This window comes from Bradyrhizobium sp. AS23.2 (genome assembly GCF_001908185.1).
In the GTDB taxonomy this organism is placed as follows: Bacteria; Pseudomonadota; Alphaproteobacteria; order Rhizobiales; family Xanthobacteraceae; genus Bradyrhizobium.
This window is the reverse complement of record NZ_LGHM01000034.1, coordinates 38,140-64,561: the sequence shown is the minus strand read 5'-3', so window position 1 is coordinate 64,561 and position 26,422 is coordinate 38,140. Positions and strand designations below refer to the sequence as shown.

The following is a 26,422-nucleotide window of genomic DNA, read 5'->3' as shown; positions in this document are numbered from 1 at the left end:
ATCGACGCCGCCGCCGCCGCCAGCGCCCCCGTTATTCGCACCGTCCTGCCCGGCTGCCTCGGCCGCCGTCCCGTTTTTGCCGCCGGCGCCGCCGGCAACAAAACTCTGGCCGGGGCCTCGACCGCCATCGGCCCAGGTGGTGGAGGGGGCAGCAATGCTAGCTGCGAGAAGCGCGAGCACCGAAACACCGCCCAGCAGCCGCCGGGCAAACACGGGCCGCGAAGCTCCCGCGTGCAGATAGTCTTTTCGAACCTTAACGAAATCTAAACGCCGTGAAGTTGCACAAGCACACTTACCAAAAAATTCCAAGTCCCAGCCCCATCATTCCAGCGCGCGCTTTCCGCATCAAAGCGCCGCAGTCGCATCGATGCGATGCTCCAAGCGTGTAGCGATCTTCGCTGGACAGCAATGCATCCGCTCTCATCCCCGTCTCATTTGTTTGCAGAATGCGTCTCAATCGAACGAGCGCATGGCATCTATCGAAAATTCGAACAAATGACACCGCGCCGAAAAATCTTCAAATTCGGTTGTCGTGAATTGATTCGGTGAGCTAGGGTAGAAGTTAGAAAAAATGCAGGACAAATTGTTTCTGTCGACAGACCTGATCGAGCCGAGCCATCGCAACGACTACTGGCGCGAGGTCACGCGACCGTTCTTCGATACTCAACCCCTCGATGATCGCCGCGAATTGCTCCTTGAAGGTTCGGTCAGTTCGCGGTTCATCGGCGCACTTTCGCTCTGTCGAGCAACGTTCAATGCGCAGCGCTACTGTCGGGATCAGCTCATCATTCGTCGAAGCGGACTCCATAATCTTTACGTCGTGCAGTTGCGCTTGAGCGGTGAGACCATGGGAGATTGCGACGGTCGCGCGATCTCCATCGAGCCTGGCGACGTGACCATTTTCGATCTTGGCCTAATGTGGTCGAGCTCCGCGTCGTCGGGCTCGACTCTGTCGGTCGTCCTGCCGCGCGAGCAGATCGACAAAGCTGCAGGCGGACGACGACTGCACGGCGCGGTGCTGAAGGCAGTGTCACCGGCGACACGGCTGCTCGCCGATTTCATCAGGGGCCTTTACCACCTGCCGGCGAACATCGGCAACGCGGACGCACTCGCCATCGAGGAAGCATCGATCGCCCTGCTCGCTGCAACACTCGGGCGCCACGCAATCGACGAGGTGCCGGATGATCGCATGCTGTCGCAAATCCTGCGGCGGCGCGTGCTGGACTTCATTGAAGCGAATCTCGCCGAACGGGAGCTTGGCCCCGCCCTGCTGATGCGCCGCTTCCGCGTCTCGCGTGCGCACCTCTACCGGATGTTCGCTGCCGATGGCGGAGTGGTGACGCTCATACGCGACAGGCGGCTGGATGCGGCTTATCAGGAACTCCGCCGGCCCCGCGGCGCGGTGCGGTCGATCACCGAGATCGCCCACGACCTGGGCTTTTCGAGCAGCAGCCACTTCTTGGGGGCCTTTCGCGCCCGGTTTGGCATAACGCCTAGCGAGGCGAGATCTGAAGGCGGAGCCCCGATCGTCGTTGACGGACGGATCTCCGGCATGCAGGCCCATTTTGCCCGGTTACACCCAGTACGTGGGTCCAACGCCTAGCGACAACGCTACGGCCAGGCGCAAACTCCCACTCGAACTCGGTTAGCTAGTTGGCTCCATCTGGGCTACGAAAACCGCCAAACGACGGGATCAGCGCCCCATCGCCTGATAGATCAGCGTCTTCAAAGCCAGTTGAATCCGGCCGCGCTGCGAGGGGGTCTGCGCCATGAAGATCCCGAACAGATCGTCTTCGGGATCGATGAAGAAGAACGTGCCGCCGACGCCGTCCCAGCGATATTCGCCAAGTGGCCACGAGGTGCCCTGCGGCACCGAAGTGCGCACGGCGAAGCCGAGGCCGAAGCCGGAACTCCCGCCCGGATAATAGTTCTGGTCGCGCGCGATTCTGGTCTCGGGTCCGATATGATCCGACGCCATCAGCGCAATGGTTTCGGGCTTGAGATAGCGCCGGCCTTCATAGGTCCCGCCATTCAGCAGCATTTGTGCGAAGCGGGCGTAGTCGCCGATCGTGCCGACCATGCCGCCGCCGCCCGATTCCCATTTCAGCGGCCGCCTGATTTCGCGGAGCCGCGTCGTCGGATTGATGTTGCGGTCCTCCGGCATCGGTTCGGCAATGCGCGGGAATTTGGCGGGATCGGCGACGAAGAACGCCGTCTCGTTCATGCCGAGCGGATCGAGCAGCCGCTCCTTCTCGAACTGCAGCAATGTCTTTCCGGAAATCACCTCCACGACGCGGGCGAGTACGTCGGTGGAGTGGCCGTAGTCCCACATCGTACCGGGCTGCTCGACCAGCGGCAGCGTCGCGATCTTCGCGACGAACTCGGCATTGCTCAGTTCGCTGTTGAAAAGGTTGGCGTCGGCATAGAGCTCGCGCACCGCGCCTCCGCCATGATAGCCGTAAGGTAGCCCGGAGGTGTGGCGCAGCAGATCCTTGATCGTAACCGGACGATTGACCGGCTCGAGCCCCAGCGCGATCTTGCCATCCTCGGACTTCTTCTCGACGCCGACCTTCATGCCGGCGAAGGCCGGAATGTATTTCGAGACGGGATCGTCGAGCGTGAGCTTGCCCTCCTCGACCAGCATCATCGCCATGACTGACGTGATCGGCTTCGACATCGAATAGAGGCGGAAGATCGTGTCCGCACTCATCGATATCTCGGTCGCGACATCGCGGACACCGAAATTCTCGTAATAAACCGGCTTACCGTGCTGCTGGAGCAGCAGGATCGCGCCCGGAAACTTGCCGGTTGCGACCTCGTTCCTGATGTAGTCGGAGACTTTTGCCAGGCCTTCAGGCGAGAGATTGTGCGCGGCGCGGCCCTCAGGACCTGCCTTCGCACCGAATGCACCGGCGAGAAGGACGAGCGCCGCGAGGAATGCGCGGCGCCCGCACATATCACTTCTCCATGGCTTCATAGACCAACTGCTTCAGTGTCCGCTGCACGCGCTGGCGCTCGGTCGGCGTCTGCTCCAGGAGGACGAAGAACATGTCCTGCTTGGGGTCGATCACGAAATAGCAGCCGGAGGCGCCGTCCCACTTCAATTCGCCGAGATCGCCGGGCGGCGGCTTGGCGTTGCCGGGATCAGTGCGGACCGCAAGGCCGAGCCCGAAACCGAAGCCGTCGCCGGGGAAGTAGTAATAGTCGCGATCGACGCCGGAGCCCGGACCGACCTGATCGGTCACCATCAGCTTGAAGGTCTCGGGCTTGAGGATGGTCTTACCCTCGAAGCTGCCACCGTTGAGCAGCATCTGCGCAAAGCGCTCATAGTCCGACATGGTCGAGACCATGCCGCCGCTGGCCGACTGCCATTTTTTTACGACGGTCGGATCGTTGATCCGGCCGACCCGGAAATCGCTGTCGTTCGGCACCGGTTGCGCCAGGAGCTTCTGTTTCTCGGGATCCGTGACGAAGAAGCCGGTGTCGACCATGCCGAGCGGACCGAGCAGCTTCTCCCGCTCGATATCGAGCAGCGGCTTGCCGGCCGCAATCTCCATGACGCGTGCCAGGATGTCGGTGGAGTGTCCATATTGCCAGAGCGCGCCCGGCTGGTTGTGCAGCGGCAGCTTGGCGATGCGCTCGGCGAACTCGGCGAGGTCGAAATCGCCGGCGTAGATATTCGCGTCACGATAGGCTTTGCGGACCAGACTGTTGCCATAGAAACCATAGGTGATGCCCGAGGTGTGCGTCATCAGGTCGTGCACCGTGATCGGCCGGCTCAGTGGCACGAGCTCGAGCGACTTGGTGCCGTCCTCGGCCTTCTTCTCGACACCGACCTTCACATTGGCGAAGGACGGAATGTACTTCGAGACGGGATCGTCGAGCTTGATCTTGCCGTCCTCGACCAGTTGCATCGCGACGACAGCGGTGATCGCCTTGGTCATCGAGAACAGGCGGAAGATCGTCTTGTCGGTGATCGGCGCCTTGCTGACCACGTCCTGCACACCGAAGGCTTCGTGGTAGACCGGCTTGCCGTGCTGCTGAATCAGAACGGTCGCGCCGGCGATCTTGCCGGTCGCGACCTCGTTCTTGAAGAACTCGCTGACCTTGGCGAGCTTCTCCTGATTGAAATGCGCGCCGGCCGGAATCTCGTAGGTGCCCTCCGCCCGCGCGAACGACATTGCGCCAAGCGACATCAGCGCGCCGCAGGCCAACACACGTCCAGAACGTGAAATCATATCCCCTCCCCGGAACATGGTCCGGCGGAGTGTACTGACGGCGTCAACGGGCACAAGGGCTGCCGTACCCCGCCAAAATGTCTGTGTGGAGACCGGCGCTTCGCTCCGAGAAACAACAAAATATGACCCGGGTGACCGAGGGCGCAGCCGGTAGGGCCTCTATCGTCGCATGGACCGCAATCTTCGCGGCCTGGTCGGCGGGAAAGTGATACACGCCGGTCGAGATCGCGGAGAACGCCAGCGAGTTCAGTTGATTAGCCTGGCAGAGCTCAAGGGCGCGGCGATAGCAGGAGCGCAGCGCTTCCGCCTCACCGCGGCCGCCGCCGTGCCAGACCGGGCCGACCGCGTGGATCACATGGCGCGCGGGCAGAAGGTAGCCTTTGGTGATCTTGGCATCGCCCGTCTTGCAGCCGCGGAGCATGCGGCATTCGGCGACGAGCTCGGGCCCGGCCGCCCGATGGATCGCACCATCGACGCCGCCCCCGCCGAGGAGAGACGAATTGGCCGCGTTGACGATTGCGTCAACGCTCAGTGTGGTGATGTCAGCAACAATGACCTCGAGTTCGGCGCCGCCGATGCGGCGCGTCAGCTGGGTCACGTATCAGGCCGCGACGACGACGCCCTTCTCGGAGAAGAGCTGCTGCAATTCGCCGGCCTGGAACATCTCGCGGACGATGTCGCAGCCGCCGACGAACTCGCCCTTCACGTAGAGCTGCGGGATGGTCGGCCAGTTGGAGAAGGTCTTGATGCCGTTGCGCAGTTCGGCGGATTCGAGAACGTTGAGGCCCTTGTAGCCGACGCCGAGGTGGTCGAGGATCTGGACGACCTGGCCGGAGAAACCGCACTGCGGAAATTGCGGCGTACCCTTCATGAACAAAACCACGTCGTTCGACTTCACTTCGTTGTCGATGAATTCCTCGATGCTCATATCCGTGTCCTTCTGGGGCAGAGCCCTCACCAATCGCTTCGGGCCGGCTCAGCCGATCTAACCCGATACTTGCCTATATATGTAGCCCAAACCGTTGTGCATCCAAAGTAAAATGGCGGCGAACTGTGCCGGGGCAGCCGGCCTGGGCGGCGCCGGGCCGATGGGCTGATGACACTAATATTAACGCCGGAGAGGACTTTTATCCCGTTACGGAGGCCCCATTTAGGACGAACCCCGGCTTTGGAACCGGGCGGCGCCAACAACGTTCTCTCGTCTTGTCTGGAGAAAAACGTGACGAAACAAGCCTCCGCTACGGCCACCTCCCCGCTTTCGTCACCGTCGGCCGGTTTGGGCGGCCTCGCCCGGAGGCTGGAAGAGGCGTATCTCGCCGTCCGTGACGAGACCGAGCGCCGCGCCGCGCCGTTGTCGCCCGAGGACCAGCAGATCCAGTCCATGCCCGATGCGAGCCCCACGAAGTGGCACCGGGCTCACACCACCTGGTTCTGGGAGCAATTCCTGCTCGGCGAGCACTCTACGGAATACCGCCCCTTCCATCCCGACTTCGCCTTCCTGTTCAATTCCTATTACGTCAGCGCCGGCCCGCGTCATGCGCGGCATCGCCGCGGCGACATCACCCGCCCGAGCGCCGATCAGGTCGGCGCCTACCGCAGCTATGTCGATGCTGCGGTCGTAAAATTCTTCCGCGAGGCCGGCGAGGACAAGCTTCGCGAGATCGCGCCGCTGATCGAGGTCGGGCTCAATCACGAGCAGCAGCATCAGGAATTGATGTTCACCGACATCCTGCACGCCTTCGCGCAGAACCCGATCCCGCCGGCCTACGATCCGGACTGGCGCTTCCCGGCCGCGACACGCACCGGTGAGGACTGGCTGATGCTGAACGAGGGCATCCACACCGTCGGCCATGTCGAGGACAGCTTCCATTTCGACAACGAGAAGCCCGCCCATCGCGCCCTGGTCGGCCCTGTCAAGGTCGCGCGCAATCTCGTCACCAATGGCGAGTGGCTCGCCTTCATGCGTGACGGCGGCTACCGGACCGCAACCTTGTGGCTGATGGACGGCTTTGCCGCCGTGAACAACGAGGGCTGGGAAGCCCCGGGCCATTGGCGCGAGATCGACGGCCAGTGGCACGTGATGACGCTGGCCGGCCTCAAGCCGGTCGATCCCGACGCGGCGGTCTGCCACATCAGCTATTACGAAGCCGACGCCTTCGCCCGCTGGGCCGGAAAACATCTGCCGACCGAGATGGAATGGGAGGTCGCGGCACGCGCGGGCGCGCTCAATGATGCCTTCGGCATTGTCTGGCAATGGACCCGCAGCTCGTACTCCCCCTACCCCGGCTATCGTGCCGTCGAAGGCGCACTCGGCGAGTACAACGGCAAGTTCATGGTCAACCAGCTCGTGCTGCGCGGCTCCTCCCTTGCAACCCCGGAAGGGCATACCCGTATCACCTACCGTAACTTCTTCTATCCGCACCATCGCTGGCAGTTCACGGGACTGCGGCTCGCCGACTACGACTAGAGCATGATCCGGAAAAGTGTGCAGCAGTTTTCCAAAAGATCATGCTCAAACAATAACCTAAGGCGCAATCTCATCACGCCTTAGGCCTCATCCGACGACAACCGCGCGCCGGACAGCGCGTTCAGGAGAGTATCATGAATGTGCACGCCAGCGCTTTGGCCGAAGCCCATCTCCCCGACGAGCAGACGACCACCTTTGCCCGCGAGGCCATCGAAGACCTCTCGCAGCAGCCGAAAAAGCTGTCGCCGAAATATTTCTACGACGCAACCGGATCGGAATTGTTCGAGGCGATCACGCGCCTGCCGGAATATTATCCGACGCGCACCGAGCTTGCGATCCTGAAGGAGCGCGGCAGCGAGATCGCGAAAATCATTCCGGAGCACGCGGCGCTGGTCGAGTTCGGCGCAGGCGCGACTACGAAAGTCCGCCTTCTGCTCAACCATTGCAAGTTCGCAGCCTATGTGCCCGTCGACATCTCCGGCGACTTCCTGAATGCGCAGGCGAACGGCCTGAAGCGGGACTTTCCGTCGCTCGGCATCTATCCGGTGGCGGCCGACTTCACCACGCCGTTCGAGCTGCCGAAGGCGGTCGCATCGCGGCCCAAGGTCGGCTTCTTCCCGGGCTCGACCATCGGCAATTTCGAGCCGCACGAAGCGCAGGCCTTCCTGAAGAGCGCGCGCGAGATTCTGGGCCAGGGTGCGCTGATGATCATCGGCGCCGACCTCGAGAAGGAAGAGCGCGTGCTCCACGACGCCTATAACGATGCGGCCGGCGTCACCGCGCGCTTCAACCTCAATGTGCTCGTGCGCATCAATCGCGAGCTGGGCGGCAATTTCGATCTCTCCGCCTTCACTCATCGGGCGATCTACAATCGCGAGCGGCACCGCATCGAGATGCACCTGATCAGCAGGAAGAGCCAGACCGTGCGGCTGCTGGGCACCAGCTTCTCGTTCCGGCCGGGCGAGAGCATCCACACCGAGAACAGCTACAAATACAGCATCGAGCGTTTCGCCGCGCTGGCGCATAGCGCCGGCTGGCGGGTGCGCGAGAGCTGGACGGATGCGGCCAGGATGTTCTCGGTGCACGCGCTGGAAGCTGCGGAGTGACGGGAGCCGCTAGAGCATGATCCGGAAAAGTGTGAAGCGGTTTTCCCTCGCGACAAACGCGGAACGCGTTTGCACGGAGATCATGCTCCAAACAATAACCTAAAGTGCGATGACGATTCATCGCGCTTTAGGGGCGCTCGGCCTCGATCGTCATGGTTGAGGGCTTGCGCGCATGACCGGCCGGGATACCGCCGGTCGTCTTAACCACAACGGCGTTGCCGTCGATCCTGACCTCGCCATTCCAGCGGTCACCAAGCGCGACGCTGCGGATGGTGGTGAGGTTCAATCGTTCGTAGGGCTTGCCTTCGCCATCGAAGGCGCGCGCCGGTTCGGCCGTGAGAATATGCAGCGAGTAAAACACGCCCGACCCGCCGCCACTGTAACTCGTAATGAGGATGAGCAGCTTGTTCGCGGTCACCCCGATATAGCGATAGGCCTCCTCTTCGGTGAGACCTTTGTCGCCCGGACTGGCCCTGCGCTGCGCGACCCAGGCACCGTTGCGCTTGATCGGATCGGCATAGAGATTGCTGCCGGTCGCGGCCTTGACATCGATCGTGACGATGATGCTGCCGGAATCGGCGAGATCGCCGTCGCCCATGTCGCGAAAGACGTTCGGCGGGACCGGCTCGCCGCCGACCGTAAAACTCTGCCGGAGTTCGTCGATCGTGCCTGGGCTTCCGGCACCGGCAATCGGACCAGCCAGCGTGACACAACATGCCAGCAGAAGCGTGAACTGAAGTCTCACTGAAACCTACGTCGGCAGAGAGCGGTTCGTCGTTAGACGCGTCCCGGCCGCGCGCGGTTCAATGCTCCTCGGCCTCCTGCGGCGTCGACCCCAGCGACACCGACTCCCACACCGCGACCACGATCATGATCGCGGTGGTCGCAACCGACAGCCAGAGCGGCGACAGCTCCGATGCAAACCAGCTCAGCAGCAGAAGCAGGATGATGCCGATGCCGTGCGACAGCTGCAGGAAGCCGCGGATCGAGTACTTGAACAGGATGGTGCCGACCAAAAACACCAGCGGCCCGCCGATCGTGCTCACGATCGTCCTGACGTCGGAATGGCCCGCCGGATGCTTGAGCACCAGCTCGTCCGACACCGCGGTCAGGATGATGCCGGCGACGATCGGCATGTGCAGATAGGTGTAGGCGAGCCGCGCCAGCCGGCCGGATTCGGCAGACTTTGAGATGCGCTCGGAGCCGGCCTCCGCGCCCTTGTGGAAATAGACCCACCACATCGCGATGGCGCCGACCAGCGCCGAGACGAAGGCGAGGATGTTGTCAGTGGTCCAATCCAACTCGGCAAAGGTCGCGCCGTTGACGACGACGGCTTCACCGAGTGCGATGATGATGAAGCCGGCGCAGCGCTCGGCCATGTGGCCGCCTTCGACGGCCCAGGCCTCGACCGACGAGAACCCCAGATTCGGGACCCAGAAGCGAACCGCCGGCGAGACGTACTCGATCGTCACCGCCGCGATCCAGAACCATAGCCTCTCCTCCCCGTGCGCGAGACCGCCGAGGATCCAGAAGATCGCGGAGCCGGAGAGCCAGACCAGGATGCGGATCGCGTTGTGCCGGACCGCCGTTCGATGGCGCGGGGTCGCAAACAGCCAGAAGGCGGTGCGTCCGACCTGCATGGTCGCATAGGCGATTGCGAACCACAGGCCCCGCCCCTCGAAGGCGGTCGGGATCGTGGTCGACAGCACGAGGCCGCCCAGCATCATCAGGAAGAGCAGGATGCGGACCGGCGTCAGCTCGGGATTGAGCCAGTTGGTGACCCAGGCCGTATAGACCCACACCCACCATACCGCCAGAAACAGCAGCGTGACCTCGACCGCGCCGAGCGGCGTGAAATGGTGCAGCAGCGCGTGCGAGATTTGCGTGACGGCGAAGACGAAGACGAGGTCGAAGAACAGCTCGGCATTGGTGACGCGGCTGTGCTGGTTCGGCAAGATGACACGAAACATCGCGCCCCGCGGATTGTCCGCAGCCATCGTCGTCCCCTCGCGGCGCCGTCAGATCAGGTCCCGGGCACGCCGGTTTGCAGCGCCAGCGCGTGCAGCACGCCGCCCATCTGGCCGCGCAGGGACTGATAGACGATCTGGTGCTGCTGAACGCGGGACTTGCCGCGGAAGGATTCCGCGATCACGGTCGCGGCATAGTGGTCGCCATCACCGGCGAGGTCACGGATCGTCACCTCGGCATCGGGGATCGCTGCCTTGATCATCGCCTCGATATCGTGGGCGTCCATGGGCATTCGGGTCTTGCTCCTTGTCTCGGCTGAGAATCAGCCTCGTCGTCGAATCGCTGCCGGGTCCCCGGACCGGCAGGGCCAAACTTAGCGTGAACGGCCTTCTACGTCACGCCTTGAGGCACTATATCCGTGATCCCACCGGGATAAAGGCACGACAAAGTGCCGCGCGCGGCAGATTGATCGAAAAGGCGTGAAGTCATGAAGCTTCCAGGGCCCGACCACCCCATCACCATCACCCAAAACCCCCGGCGCGTCCGCGTCACGGCGGGCGACGTCGTGATCGCGGAGACCACCAAGGCGCTGACGCTGAAGGAGGCCAAATATCCGGCGGTGCAATATGTGCCGCGGGAGGACACCAATATGGCACTGCTCGAGCGCACCGACCGCACGACCCATTGCCCGTACAAGGGCGATGCGAGCTATTACAGCATCAAGGCTGACGGCAGGACGCTGGACAACGCGATCTGGACTTACGAGACGCCCTTCCCGGCGATGACGGAGATTTCCGGCCACCTTGCCTTCTATCCGGACAAGGTGAAGATCGAGGAAGTGGGGTAGGCTCACGGCACTGTGGCGCCGGGCGATCATGGGTCGCCTCCTCCCAGTCGAAGCAAGGCACACCGATGCCGCGCAGGGCCGGAAGACTTATTGGGATCTCGTTGCTGGGAGCGGCCGGCGTCCTCATCGCAGTGGTCGCCGCCGGGGTTGGTTTTCGAGCCTATCGCCAGCATCTTGCTGCGGAAACTCTCGCCATCCGTTCACCTAGGGGAGTGCAGGAGGGAGCGTTCGTCGACATCGGCGGCATCAAGCAATGGATTCAAATCCGCGGCGAGGATCGGGATAACCCGGTTCTCCTGTTCGTCCACGGCGGGCCCGGAGGCTCCACCTTGCCGATCTCTTCGGGCTGGCGGCCCTGGGAAGAGCATTTCACCGTTGTGCAGTGGGACCAGCGCGGGACCGGCCGCACTTATGGTGCCGCTGGAGACACGCTCGCTCCAACCATGACGTTGGAGCGAATGACGCAGGATGGTGTCGAGCTGACCGAGTATCTGCGGACGCATTTGCACAAGGACAGGATTGTCCTGGTCGGGCATTCCTGGGGCTCATTCCTGGGAATTCATATGGCGAAGCAACGCCCGGATCTGTTCTATGCCTATGTCGGCACGGGCCAGGTGGTTGGCAGGACGACCTTCGAGAAGGCATTCGAGCTGACGATCGCGCGTCTGCAAACACAGGCGGCGTCCGCGAACAACAACGAGGCGCTGGCGGAGTTGGCGCCCGTCGCCGCACGGCCGACCATGACCCAGGAAAATCGCATGATTGCCGACAAGTGGAGCAGAGCTCTCGCCCTGCCGCCCGCGGATGCCTTTCAGCTGGCCGGCCCGGTCCCGCCCCTCTTCATGCCGGATTTCTCGCTGCGCGATTGGTACAACTGGCGCAAAGGCGCCGCCTTCTCCGCAAAGTATCTGACCGGAAGGGACGGTCCGATGTTTCAGCACGACATGGCCTCAATGGGGTTCGAATTTTCGATACCCATGTTCTTCATTGAGGGCGATGCGGATGGCGTGACGCCAGGCGGACCTGCCGAGCAATATTTCAATCAGATCATGGCCCCACATAAGGAATTTGCTTGGGTTCGCGGCGGCGATCATTTCGTTCCGTTTGATCGTCCCGCTGATTTCTTGGCGGAGCTTTTGGCCCGCGTAAGACCGTTCGCACGCAATTGACGGCCTGCGCCCGGGAGCCGGCGCGCAGCCCCGATCGAGCGGCTTGCCCGCTACACCCTGAATATGGTGAGCCCCAGTATCAGCAGCACCAGGAAGATTACGACGAAGATATAGAACAGGAAGCGGGCAATATCGGCCGAGGCGGCCGAGACGCCGGTAAAGCCGAGCACGCCGGCGACGATCGAGATCAGCAGGAAGACCAGCGCCCATTTCAGAATCGTCATCGGCAACTCCGACTAAGGCCGCAGCTTACGGCCCTCAACCTGTACGTGGACGCTAACTTCGCTGCGTGGAACTGGTTCCTGGCGCTGCACACCGCCAGGCCACGGCACAAACTGCGCTTGCTGAATCGGGTTCCCGGCGGCACAGTCCGGCCCGGGCAGGAGCGCAATCGGGGCGACCATGATGACGATGTCACAATCCGCGACAATCGGAGCAGAGGCGCACGCCGCACCGAAGAGCAAGGCGCGCAATCTGTCGCTCGACCGCGTCCGCACCTTCCTGACACTCGTGGTGCTGCTGCATCACGCCGTCATCCCTTACACCCATTTCGGTCACACCGATCCGGCGTCCTGGATCGGCTTCGACGTCGTCGTGCTCGCCACCGACAGCTTCTTCATGGCGATGTTCTTCTTCCTGTCGGGACTGTTCACGTGGCCGGGCATCGCGCGCAAGGCGCCACAGGTCTTCCTGCGCGATCGCCTGTTACGGCTCGGACTGCCGTTCGCGATCGCGGCCCTCACCGTCATCCCGCTCGCCTATTACGCGATCGCGCTGCAGCAGAATACCGAGCTGACCTTCGCTGCGTTCTGGTGGAAGACGGTCACGGTGGGCCCGTGGCCGAGCGGCCCGATCTGGTTCGTATGGGTGCTGCTCGCGTTCGACCTGACCGCCAGCCTGCTCTACCGTGTCTCCACGCATCTGGTCGATCCGGTCAACCGCGTGTCAGTTCGAGGTTTTGAGCAGCCGGCCGTATTCTGGCTGTTGCTCGTCGTCGTCACGGCCATCGTTTACGTGCCCGCGCTGGTCTATTTCGGTGCCAACAGGTGGTTCGATTTCGGCCCGTTCTCGGTGCAGGCGAGCCGCATCCTGCTCTACTTCGCCTATTTCTTCATTGGCGTGAGCGTCGGTGCCGCGAACTTCGACCGCGGCGTGCTCAGCGCGGCAGGCCAATTGCCGAGGAGCCGGTGGCTGTGGGTGATCGCGACGCTGATCCCCTACTGCCTGATGTGGGGCATGATCTACATCAAGCGAGGAATCCTGGGAAATCCGGACGTGCTGCCGCACTGGTACCAAGCGATCTACGGCACGTTCTTCGTGCTGTTCTCGGCCGCGATCCTGCTCGCGATCCTCGCCTTCTTCCTGCACTCGAAGTCGCCGGGGCCGAACCTGCTCGATCGGATGCAGGCGGACGCCTACGGCATGTTCCTGGTGCACTACCCGATCGCGCTGTGGATCCAGTACGCGCTGTTCGACTACGGACTGCCGGCGATCGTGAAGGCCGCGATCGGCTTCGTGCTCACGGTGATCCTGAGCTGGGGCCTGACGGCGGCGTTGCGGAAGATCCCGGGGGCGTCGCACGTGTTGTGATTGAGTTGGGTCATTCCGGGGCGATGCGTAGCATCGAACCCGGAATCTCGAGATTCCGGGTCCGCGCTTTCGCGCGCTCCGGAATGACTATCAGGCCGCCTTCCCGCCCATATATTCCGGCAGCCAGCGCTCGAACGATTTCCGCAGCGTGTCGATCGCAACAGGCGCTTCACCCGCGATCGCGATCGCGTCGCCGCCGGTGGTGCCGATCCGCACGCAAGGCACCTCGCAGCCGCGCATCTTGGCGAGCACGCGGCCGGCCTCCGCTTCCGGCACGGTGACGAGATAGCGTGCCTGGTCCTCGCCGAACCAATAGGCCTGCGGCACGAGCGCGGCCGGCGCCGCGAGCAGCTTCGCGCCGATGCCGCTCGCCATCGCCATTTCGGCGAGCGCGATCAGGAGGCCACCGTCGGAGAGGTCGTGCACGGCGGTTGCCGTGCCCGCATGGATCATGCCGCGCACGCAGTCGCCATTGCGCTTCTCGGCGGCGAGATCGACCGGCGGCGGCGCGCCTTCCTCACGACCGCAGATGTCGCGCAGGTACATGGACTGGCCGAGCCAGCCATGGGTTTCGCCGACCAGCAGGATCGCCTCGCCTTCGGCCTTGAAGGCCAGCGACGCGGACTTGGTGAAATCGTCGAGCAGGCCGACGCCGCCGATCGAGGGCGTCGGGAGGATCGCGCGGCCGTTGGTCTCGTTGTAGAGCGAGACGTTGCCGGACACGACCGGGAAGTCGAGCGTGCGGCAGGCTTCCGAGATGCCCTTCAGGCAGCCGACGAACTGGCCCATGATCTCGGGCCGCTCCGGATTGCCGAAATTGAGATTGTCGGTGATCGCGAGCGGCTTGCCGCCGACCGCGGTGATGTTGCGCCAGGCTTCCGCGACCGCCTGCTTGCCGCCCTCGAACGGATCGGCCTCGCAATAGCGTGGCGTGACGTCGACGGTCAGCGCGAGCCCCTTCGGCCCATCCTGCACGCGCACCACGGCGGCATCGCCGCCGGGCCGCTGCAAGGTGTTGCCGAGAATGACGTGGTCGTACTGCTCCCAGACCCAGCGCTTGCTGCACATGTCAGGTGTGCCGATCAGCTTCTCGAGCGCCGCACCGACGCCCATCGGCGCCTCCACTTCGCGTGCATGCACGATCGGCAGCGCAGCGGAGGCGACATGGGGACGATCATAGACCGGCGCCTCGTCACCGAGCTCCTTGATCGGCAAATCGGCCATGACGTCGCCGCCATGCTTGACCACGAAACGCTTGCTCGGCGTCGTGTAGCCGACGACGGCGAAATCGAGGCCCCACTTCTGGAAGATCGCCTCGGCTTCCTTTTCCTTCTCGGGCTTGAGCACCATGAGCATGCGCTCCTGGCTCTCCGAGAGCATCATCTCGTAGGCGCTCATGCCGGTCTCGCGGGTCGGCACCGCGTCGAGATCGAGATCGACGCCGAGGTCGCCCTTGGCGCCCATTTCGACCGCCGAGCAGGTCAGGCCCGCCGCGCCCATGTCCTGGATCGCGATGACGCAGCCCTTCTCCATGATCTCGAGGCAGGCCTCGAGCAGCAGCTTCTCGGCGAAGGGATCGCCGACCTGCACGGTGGGGCGCTTCTCCTCGGACTTGTCGTCGAACTCGGCCGAGGCCATCGAGGCGCCGTGGATGCCGTCGCGGCCCGTCTTGGAGCCGAGATAGACGATCGGCATGTTCACGCCGGACGCCGCCGCGTAGAAAATCTTGTCCGCATCTGCGAGACCGACGGCCATCGCGTTGACGAGGATGTTGCCGTCATAACGGGTGTGGAAGCGCACCTGGCCGCCGACCGTCGGCACGCCGAAGGAATTGCCGTAGCCGCCGACGCCGGCCACGACGCCGGAGACGAGATGCCGCGTCCTGGCATGTTCGGGCGCACCGAAGCTCAGCGCATTGAGACACGCGATCGGGCGCGCCCCCATGGTGAAGACGTCGCGCAGGATGCCGCCGACGCCGGTGGTCGCACCCTGATAGGGCTCGATGTAGCTCGGGTGGTTGTGGCTCTCCATCTTGAACACCACCGCCTGGCCGTCGCCGATATCGATCACGCCGGCATTCTCGCCGGGGCCCTGGATCACCCAGGGGGCCTTGGTCGGCAGGCCGCGCAAATGAATGCGCGACGACTTGTACGAGCAGTGCTCGTTCCACATCGCCGAAAAGATGCCGAGTTCGGTGAAAGTCGGCTCCCGCCCGATCAGCTTCAGGATCCGCTCGTACTCGTCGGGCTTGAGCCCGTGGGCGGCAACCAGTTCGGGGGTGATCTTGGGTTCATTCTTCATGGATTCGAGGCTTTCGGCGGGGTTGGCCGTTCTTAGGAACATCGAGGGGCTTGGAAAAGCCCTTAATGACGCATTTTCCCGCTGTCCCACGTTTTGCAGGCGGGGTCGGCGGGAACGGGAATTGCAAGGCGCTGACGGATCGGATTTAAGGGCAAAAGACCCGTAATTGAAGGCCCATTTCCTTGCACGAATTGACCAAAGTCCCCTCCACCCGCCGCCCCGACCTGCACGTGGCCACCGAAGGTGAGTTCAAGGGCTGGCGGACCTGGATTCGCGACAGTTTTGAGACCCATATCGGCCCGTTCTGGCACAAGATCGAGGACGACGGCAGCGTTCGCTCGGCCTTCCGGGTCGAGAAAAAGCACCTCAATGGCGCCGGGAACGTCCATGGCGGCTGCTTCATGGCCTTCGCTGACTATTGCCTGTTCGCAATCGCCACCCACGAGCTGGATGGGTCCGCGGTGACCACCAATTTCGCCTGCGATTTCCTCGACGCGGCACGCGAGGGCGAGCTGATCGAATGTGTGGGCGAAGTGTCCCGCGCCGGCGGCTCGCTGATCTTCCTGCGCGGCAAGCTGACATCGGCCGGACGGCCGCTGTTCAGCTTCTCCGGGACGATCAAGCGGGTGAAGCGGAAGCCGGCACTGCAGCCAAACGCATAGCTCGACACCTTCCCTTTTCGCGCCCCCTCGCCCAGACTTGCGCCGAGCGCTTTCGCGCCGGGGAGCAAGTACAAGGTGCCGCAGAGCACATCGCCGACGGGCCGCACCGCGGCCTCCGCATCAGCGCCGTTGCCATCCATCACCGCCGCCGGCGCGCGCAACTGGCGCGACTACGCGCTATTGTTCGCGCTCGCCTGCTGCTGGAGCTCGACCTATCCGCTGGCCAAGCTCGCGCTGGACGCGATCCCGCCGATCACCTTCATCTCGGTGCGCTCGCTGATCGCCGCCGCCTTCCTGTTCGCGATCCTGTGGATGCGCGGCATCAGCCTGCCGACAGATGTGAAGGCCTGGAAGCTGTTCGCGGTCCAGCAGCTGATCAACTCGACGGTCCCGTTCCTCATCATCACCTGGTCGCAGCAATATGTGCCCGCGTCGAACACGGTGGTGCTGGCCTCGACGACGCCGATCTTCGCCTTCCTGATCACCTCGCTGATCACGCGGCACGAGCCCGCGACGCTCCTGAAACTTGCGGGCGCGATCCTGGGCCTTGCCGGCACAATCGTCATCGTCGGCCTCGATGCGCTGCGCGGCTTCGGCAGCGAGATCATTGCAGAGGTCGCGATCCTGCTCGCCACCATCTCCTTTGCCTGCGCGACGATCTTCGGCTTGCGGCTGTCCGAGTACGATCCGATGGTGGTGGCAACCGGCTCGCTGCTGTTCGGCGGCCTCGTGCTGCTGCCGCCTTCGCTGATCATCGACCAGCCCTGGACGCTGCACCCGACGCCGACGGCGATCGTCGCCACCATCGTCATGGGGATCGTCTCCAGCGCGCTGGGGCTGTTGCTGTTCTACATGTGCCTGGGCCGGCTCGGCACGCTGACGACGAACGCGCAAGGCTATTTGCGCATCCCGATCGGCGTGGGGCTTTCTGTGCTGCTGCTCGGCGAGAGCGTGCCGTCGAACCTGGCGCTGGGCCTGCTGCTGGTCATGGCTGGCGTCGCCGCCATGACGGTGCCGGCTGAGCGATTGAAGTGGCGCTAGAGCGTTTTCGAGCGAAGTGGATACCGGTTCGCGTAAAGAAAACGCGTCAAAACAGGAATCTAGAGCCATTTCCGTTCCGATGGAATCGGAACGGAAATGGCTCTAGCGAAAAACGCTACGGCTTGGCGTCGTCCGCCAGCATCTTCCGGTACTTCTCGACGTCGCGCGTCACGAGCTTCTGGAGCACCTCGGGCGTGTGCTCGTCGGGATCGGGCGCAACGGTCGACAGATCGGCAAAACGCTTCTTCACCGCGTCGGTCTCCACCGCCGTCCGCGCGGCGGCGTTCAGCTTGGCGATGACGGCCGGCGGCGTGCCCTTGGGCGCGAACAGGCCGTTCCAGCCCTGCGCCTCGAATTCGGGGAGGCCCGCTTCAGCCGATGTCGGCAGCTCCGGGAGCGTGGCGAGCCGTACGGTCGATCCGACCACGAGCCCCTTCACCAGCTTCTCGTTAATCGACTGCGAAACCGAGGCCGCCGCATCGCAGACACCGTCGATCTGGCTGCCGACCGCGTCGGTCAGCGCGGGCGCCGCGCCGCGATAGCCGACCAGCGTCGCGTCGATCCCGCCGGCCGTGACGAAGCTCTTGCAGATCAGGTAATTCGACGAGCCGACGCCGGCATGGCCGAGATTGATCTTGCCGGGATTGGCCTTGGCGTAGGCGATGAACTCCTTGAGGTCCTTCGCCGGAAAATCCTTGCGGAGCGCGATGATGCCGAACGTCTTCGCCACCATGGCGATCGGCAGGAAGGAGTCCGGTGTGAACGGGAGCTTCGGATAGATCGTGTAGGTCGCGGCATTGGTGCCGGCATTGCCGATTGCGATGGTGTAGCCGTCCGGCTCGGCGCGGGAAGCACGCGCCAGCGCGGTCGAGCCACCGGCGCCGGCGACGTTCTCGATCACGATGGTCTGGCCGAGCGCAATACCCATTTGCTCGGCGACCGTGCGCGCGATCACGTCCGAGGTGCCGCCGGCCGCGAACGGCACGATCATGGTGATCGGGCGCTTGGGGAAATCCTGCGCGAACGCGGCAGTCGCCAGCGAAAGCGCCGCGATCGCGACCAGAGACCGCTTCACCACGAATGAAATCACGCGGCCTTTTCCAGATGCTGGACAAGGCCGGCAAACAGGCCGCGGCCGTCGGTGCAGCCCATGATGTCTTCGACGTGGTTTTCGGGATGCGGCATCATGCCGAGCACGTTGCCCCTGTCATTGACGATGCCGGCGATGGACTGCGCGGCGCCGTTGATGTTGGAGGCCTCGTCGACCACGCCGTCAGCGGAGCAGTAGCGGTAGAGCACGCGCCCCTCGCCTTCGAGCCGCTTGATGGTCTCTTCATCCGCCTCGTAATTGCCCTCGCCATGGGCGACCGGCACGCGGATCACCTGCCCGGCATTGTAACCGCGGGTGAACGGCGTGTCGGAGCGCTCGACGCGCAGATGCACGTCGTGGCAGATGAATTTCAGCCCCGCATTGCGCATCAGCACGCCCGGCAAGAGGCCGGACTCGCAGAGGATCTGGAAACCGTTGCAGACGCCGAGCACGAGGCCGCCCTTCGCCGCATAGTCACGCACCGCATCCATCACCGGCGCCCGCGCAGCAATCGCGCCACAGCGAAGATAGTCGCCGTAGGAGAAGCCGCCCGGCACCACCACGAGGTCGGTGCCAACAGGCAGCGACGTTTCGGCGTGCCAGACCATCGCGGGCTCATGGCCCGAGATGAGCTTCAGCGCACGAGCCATGTCGCGATCGCGATTGATTCCGGGGAAGACGAGAATGGCGGCTTTCATTGGGCGGGTGCGTCGTTCAGCTCGAGGCGGGTTTCAATACGGTCCAAGCGACCTTCGTGGCGAACTAGAGTGGCATGAACGCTTGAAATCTCCTGAAAAACGCTGGTGATTTCGTGGCGGATGCCCGTTTGAGACGTTCGCATGGCCTGCATTTCCTGCTTGAGCTCGTCGATCTTTCCATCGACCTGCGCGAGCCGAGCCTGAATCGACTTTATCACCTCGAACATCAGTTCCGCTGTGACGTCGGCCATGCTGTCAGTTCCTAAGCCTTCAACTCGATCGCGTAGTTCTCGATCACGGTGTTCGCGAGCAGCTTGTCGGCGGCCTCCTTCAGCGCCGCTTCGGCCTTGGCCTTGTCGGCGCCGGCAAGCTCGATGTCGAACACCTTGCCCTGGCGGACGCTGGCGACGCCGTCGACGCCGAGCGACTTCAGCGCGCCTTCGATGGCCTTGCCCTGCGGGTCGAGGATACCCGTCTTCAGGGTAACGGTGACACGTGCCTTCACGTCGATAATCCCTCTTAGCTCTTCACCAGCACCGGGCCCGAGCCCACCGGCCGCTCGTTCTCCATGAGGATGCCGAGACGTTTTGCGACTTCGGTATAGGCCTCCAGCAGCCCACCAAGATCCCTGCGGAAGCGGTCCTTGTCGAGCTTCTCGTTCGACTTGATGTCCCACAGGCGGCAGGAGTCCGGCGAGATCTCGTCGGCGACGATGATACGCATCATCTCGTTCTCGAACAGACGGCCGCACTCCATCTTGAAGTCGACGAGCCGGATGCCGATGCCGAGGAAGAGACCGGTGAGGAAGTCGTTGACACGGATGGCGAGCGCCATGATGTCGTCGATCTCCTGCGGCGTCGCCCAGCCGAAGGCAGTGATGTGCTCTTCCGACACCATGGGGTCGTTGAGCTGGTCGTTCTTGTAGTAGAATTCGATGATCGAACGGGGCAGCTGCGTGCCCTCCTCGATGCCGAGGCGCTGTGACAGCGAGCCGGCGGCAACGTTCCGCACCACCACCTCGAGCGGCACGATCTCGACCTCACGAATCAACTGCTCGCGCATGTTGAGCCGGCGGATGAAATGGGTCGGCACCCCGATGTCGTTGAGGTGCTGAAACAGGTACTCCGAGATCCGGTTGTTGAGGACACCCTTGCCCTCGATCACCTGATGCTTTTTCGCATTGAACGCGGTGGCGTCATCCTTGAAGTGCTGGATCAGGGTACCGGGCTCCGGGCCTTCGTAGAGAACCTTTGCCTTGCCTTCATAAATGCGACGCCGACGGCTCATGGGGATGTACCGTGTTTTGTTGAAATCCATGTATTTGGTGTGCTCCGGTTACTAGGATTACGACCCACAGCGGAGCTGCCGTGAACGGCCCGGAACCCGCGGAAACAGAACGGGAACCAAGCCTTCAGGCAACCTATCCGATTGGCTGTCCCAGCACAATCGATCCAGCCGTCCGGCGCCAACTTATACCGTTTTGCCTGCGACTTAACGGCTCGTTGTTTTGCCGATTCGTGCCCTCTATCTAGGCATGCGCCGGGGCCCCCGCAACGAGGGCCCGCCGGGTCCGGTCAGCAGGGAATTGGAAGAGGCATGAGCGAGTTCAACAAGCGCGAGGAAGGTTTCGAGAAGAAGTTCGCCCTCGACGAGGAGCAGAAATTCAAGGCGGAAGCCCGCCGCAACCGGCTGCTTGGGCTCTGGGCTGCCGAGAAGCTCGGAATCACCGGCGAGGCCGCCACGGCCTACGCCAAGGAAGTGGTTGCGGCCGATTTCGAGGAAGCCGGCGACGGCGACGTCCTGCGCAAGGTCATGGCCGATTTCGCCGCCAAGAACGTCGCCGTCACCGAGCAGGCGATCCGCACCAAGATGAACGAGCTGATCGCCGTGGCGGCGGCCGAGGTGAAGGCGGGGAAGTGACGCGAAGCGTCCTCACACGCACCGTCATTCCGGGGCGGTCCGCAGGACCGAACTCCAATGCGCAATTGCGCATTGGAGAATCTCGAGATTCCGGATCGCCGCTGGCGCGGCGTCCGGAATGACCGAGGGGTCTGTCACCCCTCCTTGAACCCATACTCCGGCACGTTGCCGCTGGCGCCGTAATATTTGTACGGCAGGAACTTGCCGCTCATGGTGATCTTGACGCGGTCGCCCTTTGGATTGGCGATGCGTTCCAGCGCCATGTCGAAGTCGATCGCCGACATGATGCCGTCGCCGAATTCCTCTTCGATCAGCGCCTTCCAGGCCGGACCGTTCACCATCACCATCTCATAGAAGCGGTAGATCAGCGGATCGGTCGGCGGCATCGGCGTCCCGGTGCCGCGCATCGGCACCTCGTTCAGCATCGCGGTTTCGGCCTTCGACAGGCCGAACAGCTCGCCTGCGTTGGCGGCCTGCGGCTTCGTCAATTTCATCTGGCCGAGGATCGCGCCGACGATCAGCACCTCCGAATAGCCGCCGACCTTGTCGCAGATGTATTTCCAGCTCCAGCCCTTCTCGCGCTTGATGTCGAGCAGCTTTTCGGTGAGGTCTTCGCGTTTCATGTCAAGTCTCCCTTGGCTACGCATTGTGTCGCGCCGGTCCGTTCCCTCGAGGGAAGCGAGATAGAAGCCATGCCGTTGCGTGCCGCTTTGGGAGGCACGAAACGTGCCAATGGATGAGGTCAGGCCCCACACCCGCGCCCTCGCCTCGCGCGACAAATCGACAGTAGATCGCTTGATCGCCGCCGGATCTCGTAGGGCGAGCAAAGGCGCGCAGCACGTGCTCACCATGTCTGTCTCTGCTGCGTTGATCGACATGGTGGGCACGCTTCCGCCTTCGCTCATCGAGCTACGGCGGACAAGTCGCTTTGCCCAGCCTACGAGACTTACGCGCTCCGCGACATCATCCCCTGCAGTCGCACCAGCTCCGCATCGAGATCGCGCTCCACATCCGCCGCCCGAATCTCCATCACGCGATAATCGCGCGCCTCCAGCCACGCCCGCCTTGCCGCGCGGTCGGCGGCGATCGTCTCGCCCTCGCCCGGGTTCACCAGCTCGATCGCGATCCGGTGCGGGAAGGAGACGAAGTCCGGGATGTGGCGGCCGACCGGGGTCTGGCGCTTGAACTGGCCGGCGAAGCGGCGGTCGCGCGTCAGCGCCTGCCAGAGCAGGCGCTCGGCGTCGGTGGGGTTGCGGCGAAGCAGGCGGGCGAGGCCGCGCACCGTGCTGCCGCTGTCGGGCACTCCGCCGCCCTGCCCGTGCTCGGCCAGCAGCGCGCGCAGGCGCGTTGCCTGCTCACCGTCGAGCACGCCGCCCTTGGCCGGGCCCTTGCGCCCCTCGGCGATCGCCATGACGACCCCGTGCAGGGTGTGCATGTCCTGCTTGGTCGGCTCCATGCGGCTGAAGATGTTGCGCAGGTTGACCAGCATGGTGTCGCGCTTCTCGGCCGGGCGCAGGAATTCGACCCGGTCGAGCTCGCGCACGAGGTTGTCGAAGAAGGCCTGCATTTGGTGCTGCGAGGCGCGCTCGGAGCGCTCCGGCATGCCGTGCGGCAGCTCACCTGACGTCATCAGCTTGAACCATTCATAGCCGATCAGCAGCACGGCCTGGGCGAGGTTCAGCGAGGCAAAGCCCGGATTGACCGGGAAGGTGATGATGCGGTTGGAGAGCCCGACCTCCTCGTTAGTCAGCCCCCAGCGCTCCCGGCCGAACATGATGCCGGCCTTGCCCCCTGTGGCGACGTGACCCGAGATCTCTCTTGCTGCCGCCTCCGGGCCGACCACGGGCTTGGCCTGGTCATGGGCGCGGGCGGTGGTTGCGAACAGCAGGTCGAGGTCGGCGACGGCCTGCTCGACCGTATCGAATAACTCGACCCGTTCCAGGATGTGGTCGGCGCCGGCCGCCGCGCGCTGGGCGGCAATGTTGGGCCAGCCGTCGCGGGGGTTGACGATGCGCAGGCGCCCGAGCGCGAAGTTGCCCATGGCGCGCGCGGCCATGCCGATGTTTTCGCCGAGCTGCGGCTCGACCAGGATCACGATGGGTCCGTCGAGGGAAAGGCCCGCCTTGCTCTTGTCAGTCCCCGACATCTCGTTTCGCTTTCACACTGGTTCTCAAGGCCTTGCAGAGGCGCTCTTAGGAATTGATTCAAAGCCGGCCATAGGGCCAGCTTGCCCGGTCGCCTGTCGTTTGCCTGTCCTGACAAAATTCTCAAGGGAAATAACGGGGTTAGATTCGACTTTTGAATCTCGCCTGTAACTTCACCACCGCGCGTGCGACAGGGCCGCTCCCGCCCCCCATCTGTGGAAGCTGGATGGGCTAAAAGTGCATAATCACTTGGCTTTCGCCCGCCGCTGTCGAGTGCTAAGAGGCCCCGGATATTCCAGTTGGCGCCAGCGGCGCCGTTCCCAAGAGGGCTTCCCCGATCATGGCAAAAATCAAGGTGACCAACCCCGTCGTCGAACTCGATGGCGACGAGATGACCCGGATCATCTGGCAGTACATCAAGGACAAGCTGATCAACCCGTTCCTGGATGTCGAGCTGCTCTATTTCGACCTGGGGATGGAGCACCGAGACCACACCAATGATCAGGTCACCATCGACGCCGCCGAAGCCATCAAGAAGGTCGGCGTCGGCGTCAAGTGCGCCACCATCACCCCGGACGAGGCCCGGGTGAAGGAGTTCAACCTCAAGCAGATGTGGAAGTCGCCGAATGGCACCATCCGCAACATCCTCGGCGGCGTGATCTTCCGCGAGCCGATCATCTGCAAGAACGTGCCGCGCCTCGTTCCCGGCTGGACCAAGCCGATCATCATCGGCCGCCATGCCTATGGCGACCAGTACCGCGCCACTGACATCAAGTTCCCGGGCAAGGGCACCCTCTCGATGAAGTTCGTCGGCGAGGACGGCACCGTGATCGAGAAGGAAGTGTTCAAGGCTCCGGGCGCCGGCGTCGCCATGGAGATGTACAATCTCGACGACTCCATCATCGACTTCGCCCGCGCCTCCTTCAACTACGGCCTGCTGCGCAACTATCCGGTCTATCTCTCGACCAAAAACACCATCCTCAAGGTCTATGACGGCCGCTTCAAGGACATCTTCCAGGACATCTTCGACCGCGAGTTCAAGAAGGAATTCGACGCCAAGGGCCTGACCTACGAGCACCGCCTGATCGACGACATGGTGGCCTCGGCCCTGAAGTGGTCCGGCGGCTATGTCTGGGCCTGTAAGAACTACGACGGCGACGTGCAGTCCGACACGGTCGCGCAGGGCTACGGCTCGCTCGGCCTGATGACCTCGGTGCTGCTCACCCCGGACGGCAAGACCGTGGAAGCCGAAGCCGCCCACGGCACGGTGACCCGCCACTACCGCGAGCACCAGAAGGGCAAGGAGACCTCGACCAACTCGATCGCGTCCATCTTCGCCTGGACCCGCGGCCTGTCGCACCGTGCCAAGCTCGACAACAATGCCGAGCTCGCCAAGTTCGCGAACACCCTCGAGAAGGTCTGCGTCGACACCGTCGAGGCCGGCTACATGACCAAGGACCTCGCGCTCCTGGTCGGCGCCGACCAGCGCTGGCTCTCGACCACGGGCTTCCTCGACAAGGTCGCCGAGAACCTGACGAAGGCGCTGACGGCCTAAGCTGTCATCCGCAATTTCGCCCGACTGGGTCGGACATCATCACGGGCCGCGCCAAAGCGCGGCCCTTTTGTTTTGTGACCTTGCGCGGAGACTAACCATGTCGATCAAGCTTGCCGTCTCCTGCCTGTTGCTGCTCTCGGCCATCGCCGGGCAAGCCAGAGCCGCCGACCCGCTTCCTGAGGCCATCACCGCCCCCGGCGAGACTGTCGTGCTCAGCGTCCACGCCGAGGGCGCGCAGGTCTATGAGTGCAAGGCGGGCAAGGAAGGCAAACTTGCTTGGACGTTCCGCGAACCCATCGCAACACTGCTCGCCGATGGCAAGACGATTGGTCGTCACTATGCCGGACCGAACTGGGAGCACATCGACGGCAGCGCAGTGGCGGGCAAGATCACCGGCAGGCTGGCAATCGGAGAGACGTCAGGCCAAACGGTAGATATCCCGTGGCTGAGATTGGAGGTGATCTCCCGCCGAGGCACCGGCGTTCTGAGCGACATCACGACGGTACAACGTATTCATACGCACGGCGGCTGGCTGGACGATACCCCCTGCGATCCGGCCGGCAGCTTTAGGAGCGTCCCCTATTCGGCTGATTACGTTTTCCTGAAGAAAGGCTGATATAGACTGAGCCGCGCCGCCACACGGAGGTCTTGTCGATGCTCTTCATGGTGATCGAACGCTTCAAAGACCGCGATCCCATTCCGGTCTATCGACGCGTGCGCGACGAGGGCGTCAAATTCCCGGACGGGCTCAGATATCTCGGCAGCTGGATCGAGCCCAATTTCGACCGCTGCTTCCAGCTCATGGAATGCGACGACGCCCGCCTGTTGCAGGAATGGGTGCTGAACTGCCAGGGCTTTGGCATGACCTTCGAGATCGTGCCGGTCGTGCCCAGCAAGGAGACGCGCGAGGTCGTGGCGCCCTTCCTCGACCGGGACTAGACGTTTTCGAGCGAGGTGGATACCGGTTTGCGTAAAGAAATTGGCGCTTTGGGCAATTCGGCCGCAGAAGAAGGGCTCTTGCGGCCAGCCGCGTTGTGGGCGGCAGATTGTGCTGCGCTGGCTTTGCCGGCTTTCGTCCGACGCGCTCCAAATGATGAGCGCCCACGGAATGCCGTCGTCGGCGGACGTGAATTCGGTCACGGCAAGCGGCGCGGCAAGGCGCTGCGAACTCTCGCCTGGGCCGCGCACTCGGCAGCCAAAGAGGCTGAGGACAAAGCTGCAAAGTATGCGGCTCGCTCAGCGATGCTAACCGCCGCTGTCGCCTACACCCACACCGATCTGGCCCAAGGCTTGCCGGGAATTCGTCAGGCGCGGCACCTGCTGGGACCAATCGTCTATGCGGCACTTGCGCTTGAACTGGAAGCAACCAGTCCAACCGATGTGGCGAACGATGTCATTTCCTTCGCAGTGAGAACGGCACCTCCAGAAGTTCTGGAACTGATTCGTCGGATGCCACCGCAGCAACCGGGCACGACTCGTCTCGGTCGACTATTCTATGCTCTCGATGCGAAGCTTCGAGCGCCGCTTTCCGATGGCGAGGATGATTGATCGTTTCTTGGGCGCAAGTTCATGGCCAACACAGATCGCTTCCGGATCAAAGCCGTCGGCGGGCGCTTGCACTCAGTT

At 63.3% G+C, this 26,422-nt stretch carries 30 protein-coding genes; 14 read left to right on the top strand and 16 right to left on the bottom strand.

The genetic code is table 11. The features are described 5' to 3' along the window. Positions 1-267: hypothetical protein (locus tag AC630_RS46165; RefSeq protein ID WP_208866973.1), on the top strand; the 267-nt coding region annotated here is incomplete at its 5' end. Positions 268-571: 304 nt separating this feature from the next. Then, positions 572-1,603 carry a helix-turn-helix domain-containing protein gene (locus AC630_RS07690; RefSeq protein WP_074117889.1) on the top strand — a complete coding sequence of 344 codons (1,032 nt, stop codon included), beginning with the start codon at positions 572-574 and terminating at the stop codon, positions 1,601-1,603. A gap of 90 nt (positions 1,604-1,693) precedes the next feature. Here the strand turns inward: AC630_RS07690 and AC630_RS07685 are convergent, their stop codons facing one another. Genes AC630_RS07685 through grxD form a run of 4 tightly spaced genes read right to left on the bottom strand, consistent with a single transcriptional unit; the run spans position 1,694 to position 5,166 of the window. After that, a complete protein-coding gene (locus AC630_RS07685; protein ID WP_074117888.1) occupies positions 1,694-2,956 on the bottom strand; it encodes a serine hydrolase domain-containing protein in 1,263 nt (420 codons plus the stop codon). A gap of 1 nt (position 2,957) precedes the next feature. Beyond that, the gene (locus tag AC630_RS07680; RefSeq protein ID WP_074117887.1) at positions 2,958-4,238 is read right to left on the bottom strand and encodes a serine hydrolase domain-containing protein; all 1,281 of its coding nucleotides are present in this window, start codon (positions 4,236-4,238) and stop codon (positions 2,958-2,960) included. A gap of 43 nt (positions 4,239-4,281) precedes the next feature. Next, on the bottom strand, positions 4,282-4,836 hold the full coding sequence (locus AC630_RS07675; RefSeq protein WP_074117886.1) for an O-acetyl-ADP-ribose deacetylase: 555 nt from the start codon (positions 4,834-4,836) through the stop codon (positions 4,282-4,284). A 3-nt stretch (positions 4,837-4,839) separates the two neighbouring features. After that, entirely contained in the window at positions 4,840-5,166 is a 327-nt protein-coding gene (gene grxD / locus AC630_RS07670; RefSeq protein ID WP_074117885.1) for a Grx4 family monothiol glutaredoxin, read from the bottom strand. A 240-nt stretch (positions 5,167-5,406) separates the two neighbouring features. Between grxD and egtB the strand changes: the two genes are divergently transcribed. Further along, positions 5,407-6,705 (top strand): ergothioneine biosynthesis protein EgtB, encoded by a 1,299-nt coding sequence (gene egtB, locus AC630_RS07665; protein WP_074117884.1) that lies wholly within the window; start codon positions 5,407-5,409, stop codon positions 6,703-6,705. 134 nt (positions 6,706-6,839) lie between these two features. Further along, the gene (egtD, locus tag AC630_RS07660; RefSeq protein WP_074117883.1) at positions 6,840-7,811 is read left to right on the top strand and encodes an L-histidine N(alpha)-methyltransferase; all 972 of its coding nucleotides are present in this window, start codon (positions 6,840-6,842) and stop codon (positions 7,809-7,811) included. A 127-nt stretch (positions 7,812-7,938) separates the two neighbouring features. On the opposite strand, the gene AC630_RS07655 is transcribed toward egtD, so the two are convergent. Genes AC630_RS07655 through AC630_RS07645 form a run of 3 tightly spaced genes read right to left on the bottom strand, consistent with a single transcriptional unit; the run spans position 7,939 to position 10,071 of the window. Continuing rightward, on the bottom strand, positions 7,939-8,556 hold the full coding sequence (locus tag AC630_RS07655; RefSeq protein WP_074117882.1) for a hypothetical protein: 618 nt from the start codon (positions 8,554-8,556) through the stop codon (positions 7,939-7,941). Between the two features lie 58 nt (positions 8,557-8,614). Then, positions 8,615-9,808 carry a low temperature requirement protein A gene (locus AC630_RS07650; protein ID WP_074117881.1) on the bottom strand — a complete coding sequence of 398 codons (1,194 nt, stop codon included), beginning with the start codon at positions 9,806-9,808 and terminating at the stop codon, positions 8,615-8,617. Positions 9,809-9,834: 26 nt separating this feature from the next. Further along, on the bottom strand, positions 9,835-10,071 hold the full coding sequence (locus AC630_RS07645) for a BolA/IbaG family iron-sulfur metabolism protein (RefSeq protein WP_074117880.1): 237 nt from the start codon (positions 10,069-10,071) through the stop codon (positions 9,835-9,837). Positions 10,072-10,266: 195 nt separating this feature from the next. On the opposite strand from AC630_RS07645, the gene AC630_RS07640 reads away from it, so the two are divergent. Together AC630_RS07640 and AC630_RS07635 are read left to right on the top strand one after the other, a co-directional pair. Next, complete coding sequence (locus AC630_RS07640; protein ID WP_074117879.1) at positions 10,267-10,626, top strand: DUF427 domain-containing protein; 360 nt, start codon at positions 10,267-10,269, stop codon at positions 10,624-10,626. A gap of 101 nt (positions 10,627-10,727) precedes the next feature. Then, positions 10,728-11,795, top strand: coding sequence for an alpha/beta fold hydrolase (locus AC630_RS07635; RefSeq protein ID WP_245330298.1), 1,068 nt, complete (start codon positions 10,728-10,730; stop codon positions 11,793-11,795). 50 nt (positions 11,796-11,845) lie between these two features. Here AC630_RS07635 and AC630_RS07630 read toward each other — a convergent pair whose 3' ends face one another. After that, positions 11,846-12,019 (bottom strand): DUF1328 domain-containing protein, encoded by a 174-nt coding sequence (locus AC630_RS07630; protein ID WP_074117877.1) that lies wholly within the window; start codon positions 12,017-12,019, stop codon positions 11,846-11,848. A gap of 178 nt (positions 12,020-12,197) precedes the next feature. Between AC630_RS07630 and AC630_RS07625 the strand changes: the two genes are divergently transcribed. Continuing rightward, positions 12,198-13,385 carry an acyltransferase family protein gene (locus tag AC630_RS07625; protein WP_074117876.1) on the top strand — a complete coding sequence of 396 codons (1,188 nt, stop codon included), beginning with the start codon at positions 12,198-12,200 and terminating at the stop codon, positions 13,383-13,385. Between the two features lie 90 nt (positions 13,386-13,475). On the opposite strand, the gene purL is transcribed toward AC630_RS07625, so the two are convergent. After that, on the bottom strand, positions 13,476-15,686 hold the full coding sequence (gene purL / locus AC630_RS07620; RefSeq protein ID WP_074117898.1) for a phosphoribosylformylglycinamidine synthase subunit PurL: 2,211 nt from the start codon (positions 15,684-15,686) through the stop codon (positions 13,476-13,478). A 182-nt stretch (positions 15,687-15,868) separates the two neighbouring features. Here purL and AC630_RS07615 point away from each other — a divergent pair, with 182 nt between their 5' ends. After that, the gene (locus AC630_RS07615) at positions 15,869-16,348 is read left to right on the top strand and encodes a PaaI family thioesterase (protein ID WP_074117875.1); all 480 of its coding nucleotides are present in this window, start codon (positions 15,869-15,871) and stop codon (positions 16,346-16,348) included. Positions 16,349-16,423: 75 nt separating this feature from the next. After that, complete coding sequence (locus AC630_RS07610) at positions 16,424-17,389, top strand: DMT family transporter (RefSeq protein ID WP_074117874.1); 966 nt, start codon at positions 16,424-16,426, stop codon at positions 17,387-17,389. Between the two features lie 115 nt (positions 17,390-17,504). Here the strand turns inward: AC630_RS07610 and AC630_RS07605 are convergent, their stop codons facing one another. From AC630_RS07605 to purC, 5 genes are read right to left on the bottom strand one after another with little or no spacing between them, the layout of a single operon-like run. Continuing rightward, positions 17,505-18,479: a tripartite tricarboxylate transporter substrate binding protein BugD gene (locus AC630_RS07605; protein WP_074117873.1), complete on the bottom strand. Its 975-nt coding sequence runs from the start codon at positions 18,477-18,479 to the stop codon at positions 17,505-17,507. Next, on the bottom strand, positions 18,476-19,177 hold the full coding sequence (gene purQ / locus AC630_RS07600; protein ID WP_074117872.1) for a phosphoribosylformylglycinamidine synthase subunit PurQ: 702 nt from the start codon (positions 19,175-19,177) through the stop codon (positions 18,476-18,478). The genes AC630_RS07605 and purQ overlap by 4 nt, the downstream gene beginning before the upstream one ends. Continuing rightward, positions 19,174-19,428 carry a hypothetical protein gene (locus AC630_RS07595; protein WP_074117871.1) on the bottom strand — a complete coding sequence of 85 codons (255 nt, stop codon included), beginning with the start codon at positions 19,426-19,428 and terminating at the stop codon, positions 19,174-19,176. Before AC630_RS07595 ends, purQ begins: the two co-directional genes overlap by 4 nt. Before the next feature lie 11 nt (positions 19,429-19,439). Beyond that, positions 19,440-19,682: a phosphoribosylformylglycinamidine synthase subunit PurS gene (gene purS, locus AC630_RS07590; RefSeq protein WP_074117870.1), complete on the bottom strand. Its 243-nt coding sequence runs from the start codon at positions 19,680-19,682 to the stop codon at positions 19,440-19,442. 14 nt (positions 19,683-19,696) lie between these two features. Continuing rightward, complete coding sequence (gene purC / locus AC630_RS07585; protein ID WP_208866972.1) at positions 19,697-20,464, bottom strand: phosphoribosylaminoimidazolesuccinocarboxamide synthase; 768 nt, start codon at positions 20,462-20,464, stop codon at positions 19,697-19,699. A gap of 309 nt (positions 20,465-20,773) precedes the next feature. Here purC and AC630_RS07580 point away from each other — a divergent pair, with 309 nt between their 5' ends. After that, positions 20,774-21,097 (top strand): DUF1476 domain-containing protein, encoded by a 324-nt coding sequence (locus AC630_RS07580; protein ID WP_074117868.1) that lies wholly within the window; start codon positions 20,774-20,776, stop codon positions 21,095-21,097. 134 nt (positions 21,098-21,231) lie between these two features. Here AC630_RS07580 and cynS read toward each other — a convergent pair whose 3' ends face one another. After that, positions 21,232-21,720: a cyanase gene (cynS, locus tag AC630_RS07575; RefSeq protein ID WP_074117867.1), complete on the bottom strand. Its 489-nt coding sequence runs from the start codon at positions 21,718-21,720 to the stop codon at positions 21,232-21,234. Positions 21,721-22,043: 323 nt separating this feature from the next. Then, positions 22,044-23,243: a TrmJ/YjtD family RNA methyltransferase gene (locus tag AC630_RS07570; RefSeq protein WP_074117866.1), complete on the bottom strand. Its 1,200-nt coding sequence runs from the start codon at positions 23,241-23,243 to the stop codon at positions 22,044-22,046. A 338-nt stretch (positions 23,244-23,581) separates the two neighbouring features. Between AC630_RS07570 and AC630_RS07565 the strand changes: the two genes are divergently transcribed. The 4 genes from AC630_RS07565 to AC630_RS07550 all read left to right on the top strand — a co-directional run bounded on the left by AC630_RS07565 (position 23,582) and on the right by AC630_RS07550 (position 26,344). Then, positions 23,582-24,796 carry an NADP-dependent isocitrate dehydrogenase gene (locus AC630_RS07565; protein WP_074117865.1) on the top strand — a complete coding sequence of 405 codons (1,215 nt, stop codon included), beginning with the start codon at positions 23,582-23,584 and terminating at the stop codon, positions 24,794-24,796. A gap of 97 nt (positions 24,797-24,893) precedes the next feature. Continuing rightward, entirely contained in the window at positions 24,894-25,412 is a 519-nt protein-coding gene (locus AC630_RS07560) for a DUF3455 domain-containing protein (RefSeq protein ID WP_074117864.1), read from the top strand. 38 nt (positions 25,413-25,450) lie between these two features. Continuing rightward, entirely contained in the window at positions 25,451-25,735 is a 285-nt protein-coding gene (locus tag AC630_RS07555) for a DUF3303 domain-containing protein (RefSeq protein ID WP_074117863.1), read from the top strand. A 27-nt stretch (positions 25,736-25,762) separates the two neighbouring features. Continuing rightward, entirely contained in the window at positions 25,763-26,344 is a 582-nt protein-coding gene (locus tag AC630_RS07550) for a putative immunity protein (RefSeq protein WP_208866971.1), read from the top strand. Positions 26,345-26,422: the final 78 nt, after the last annotated feature.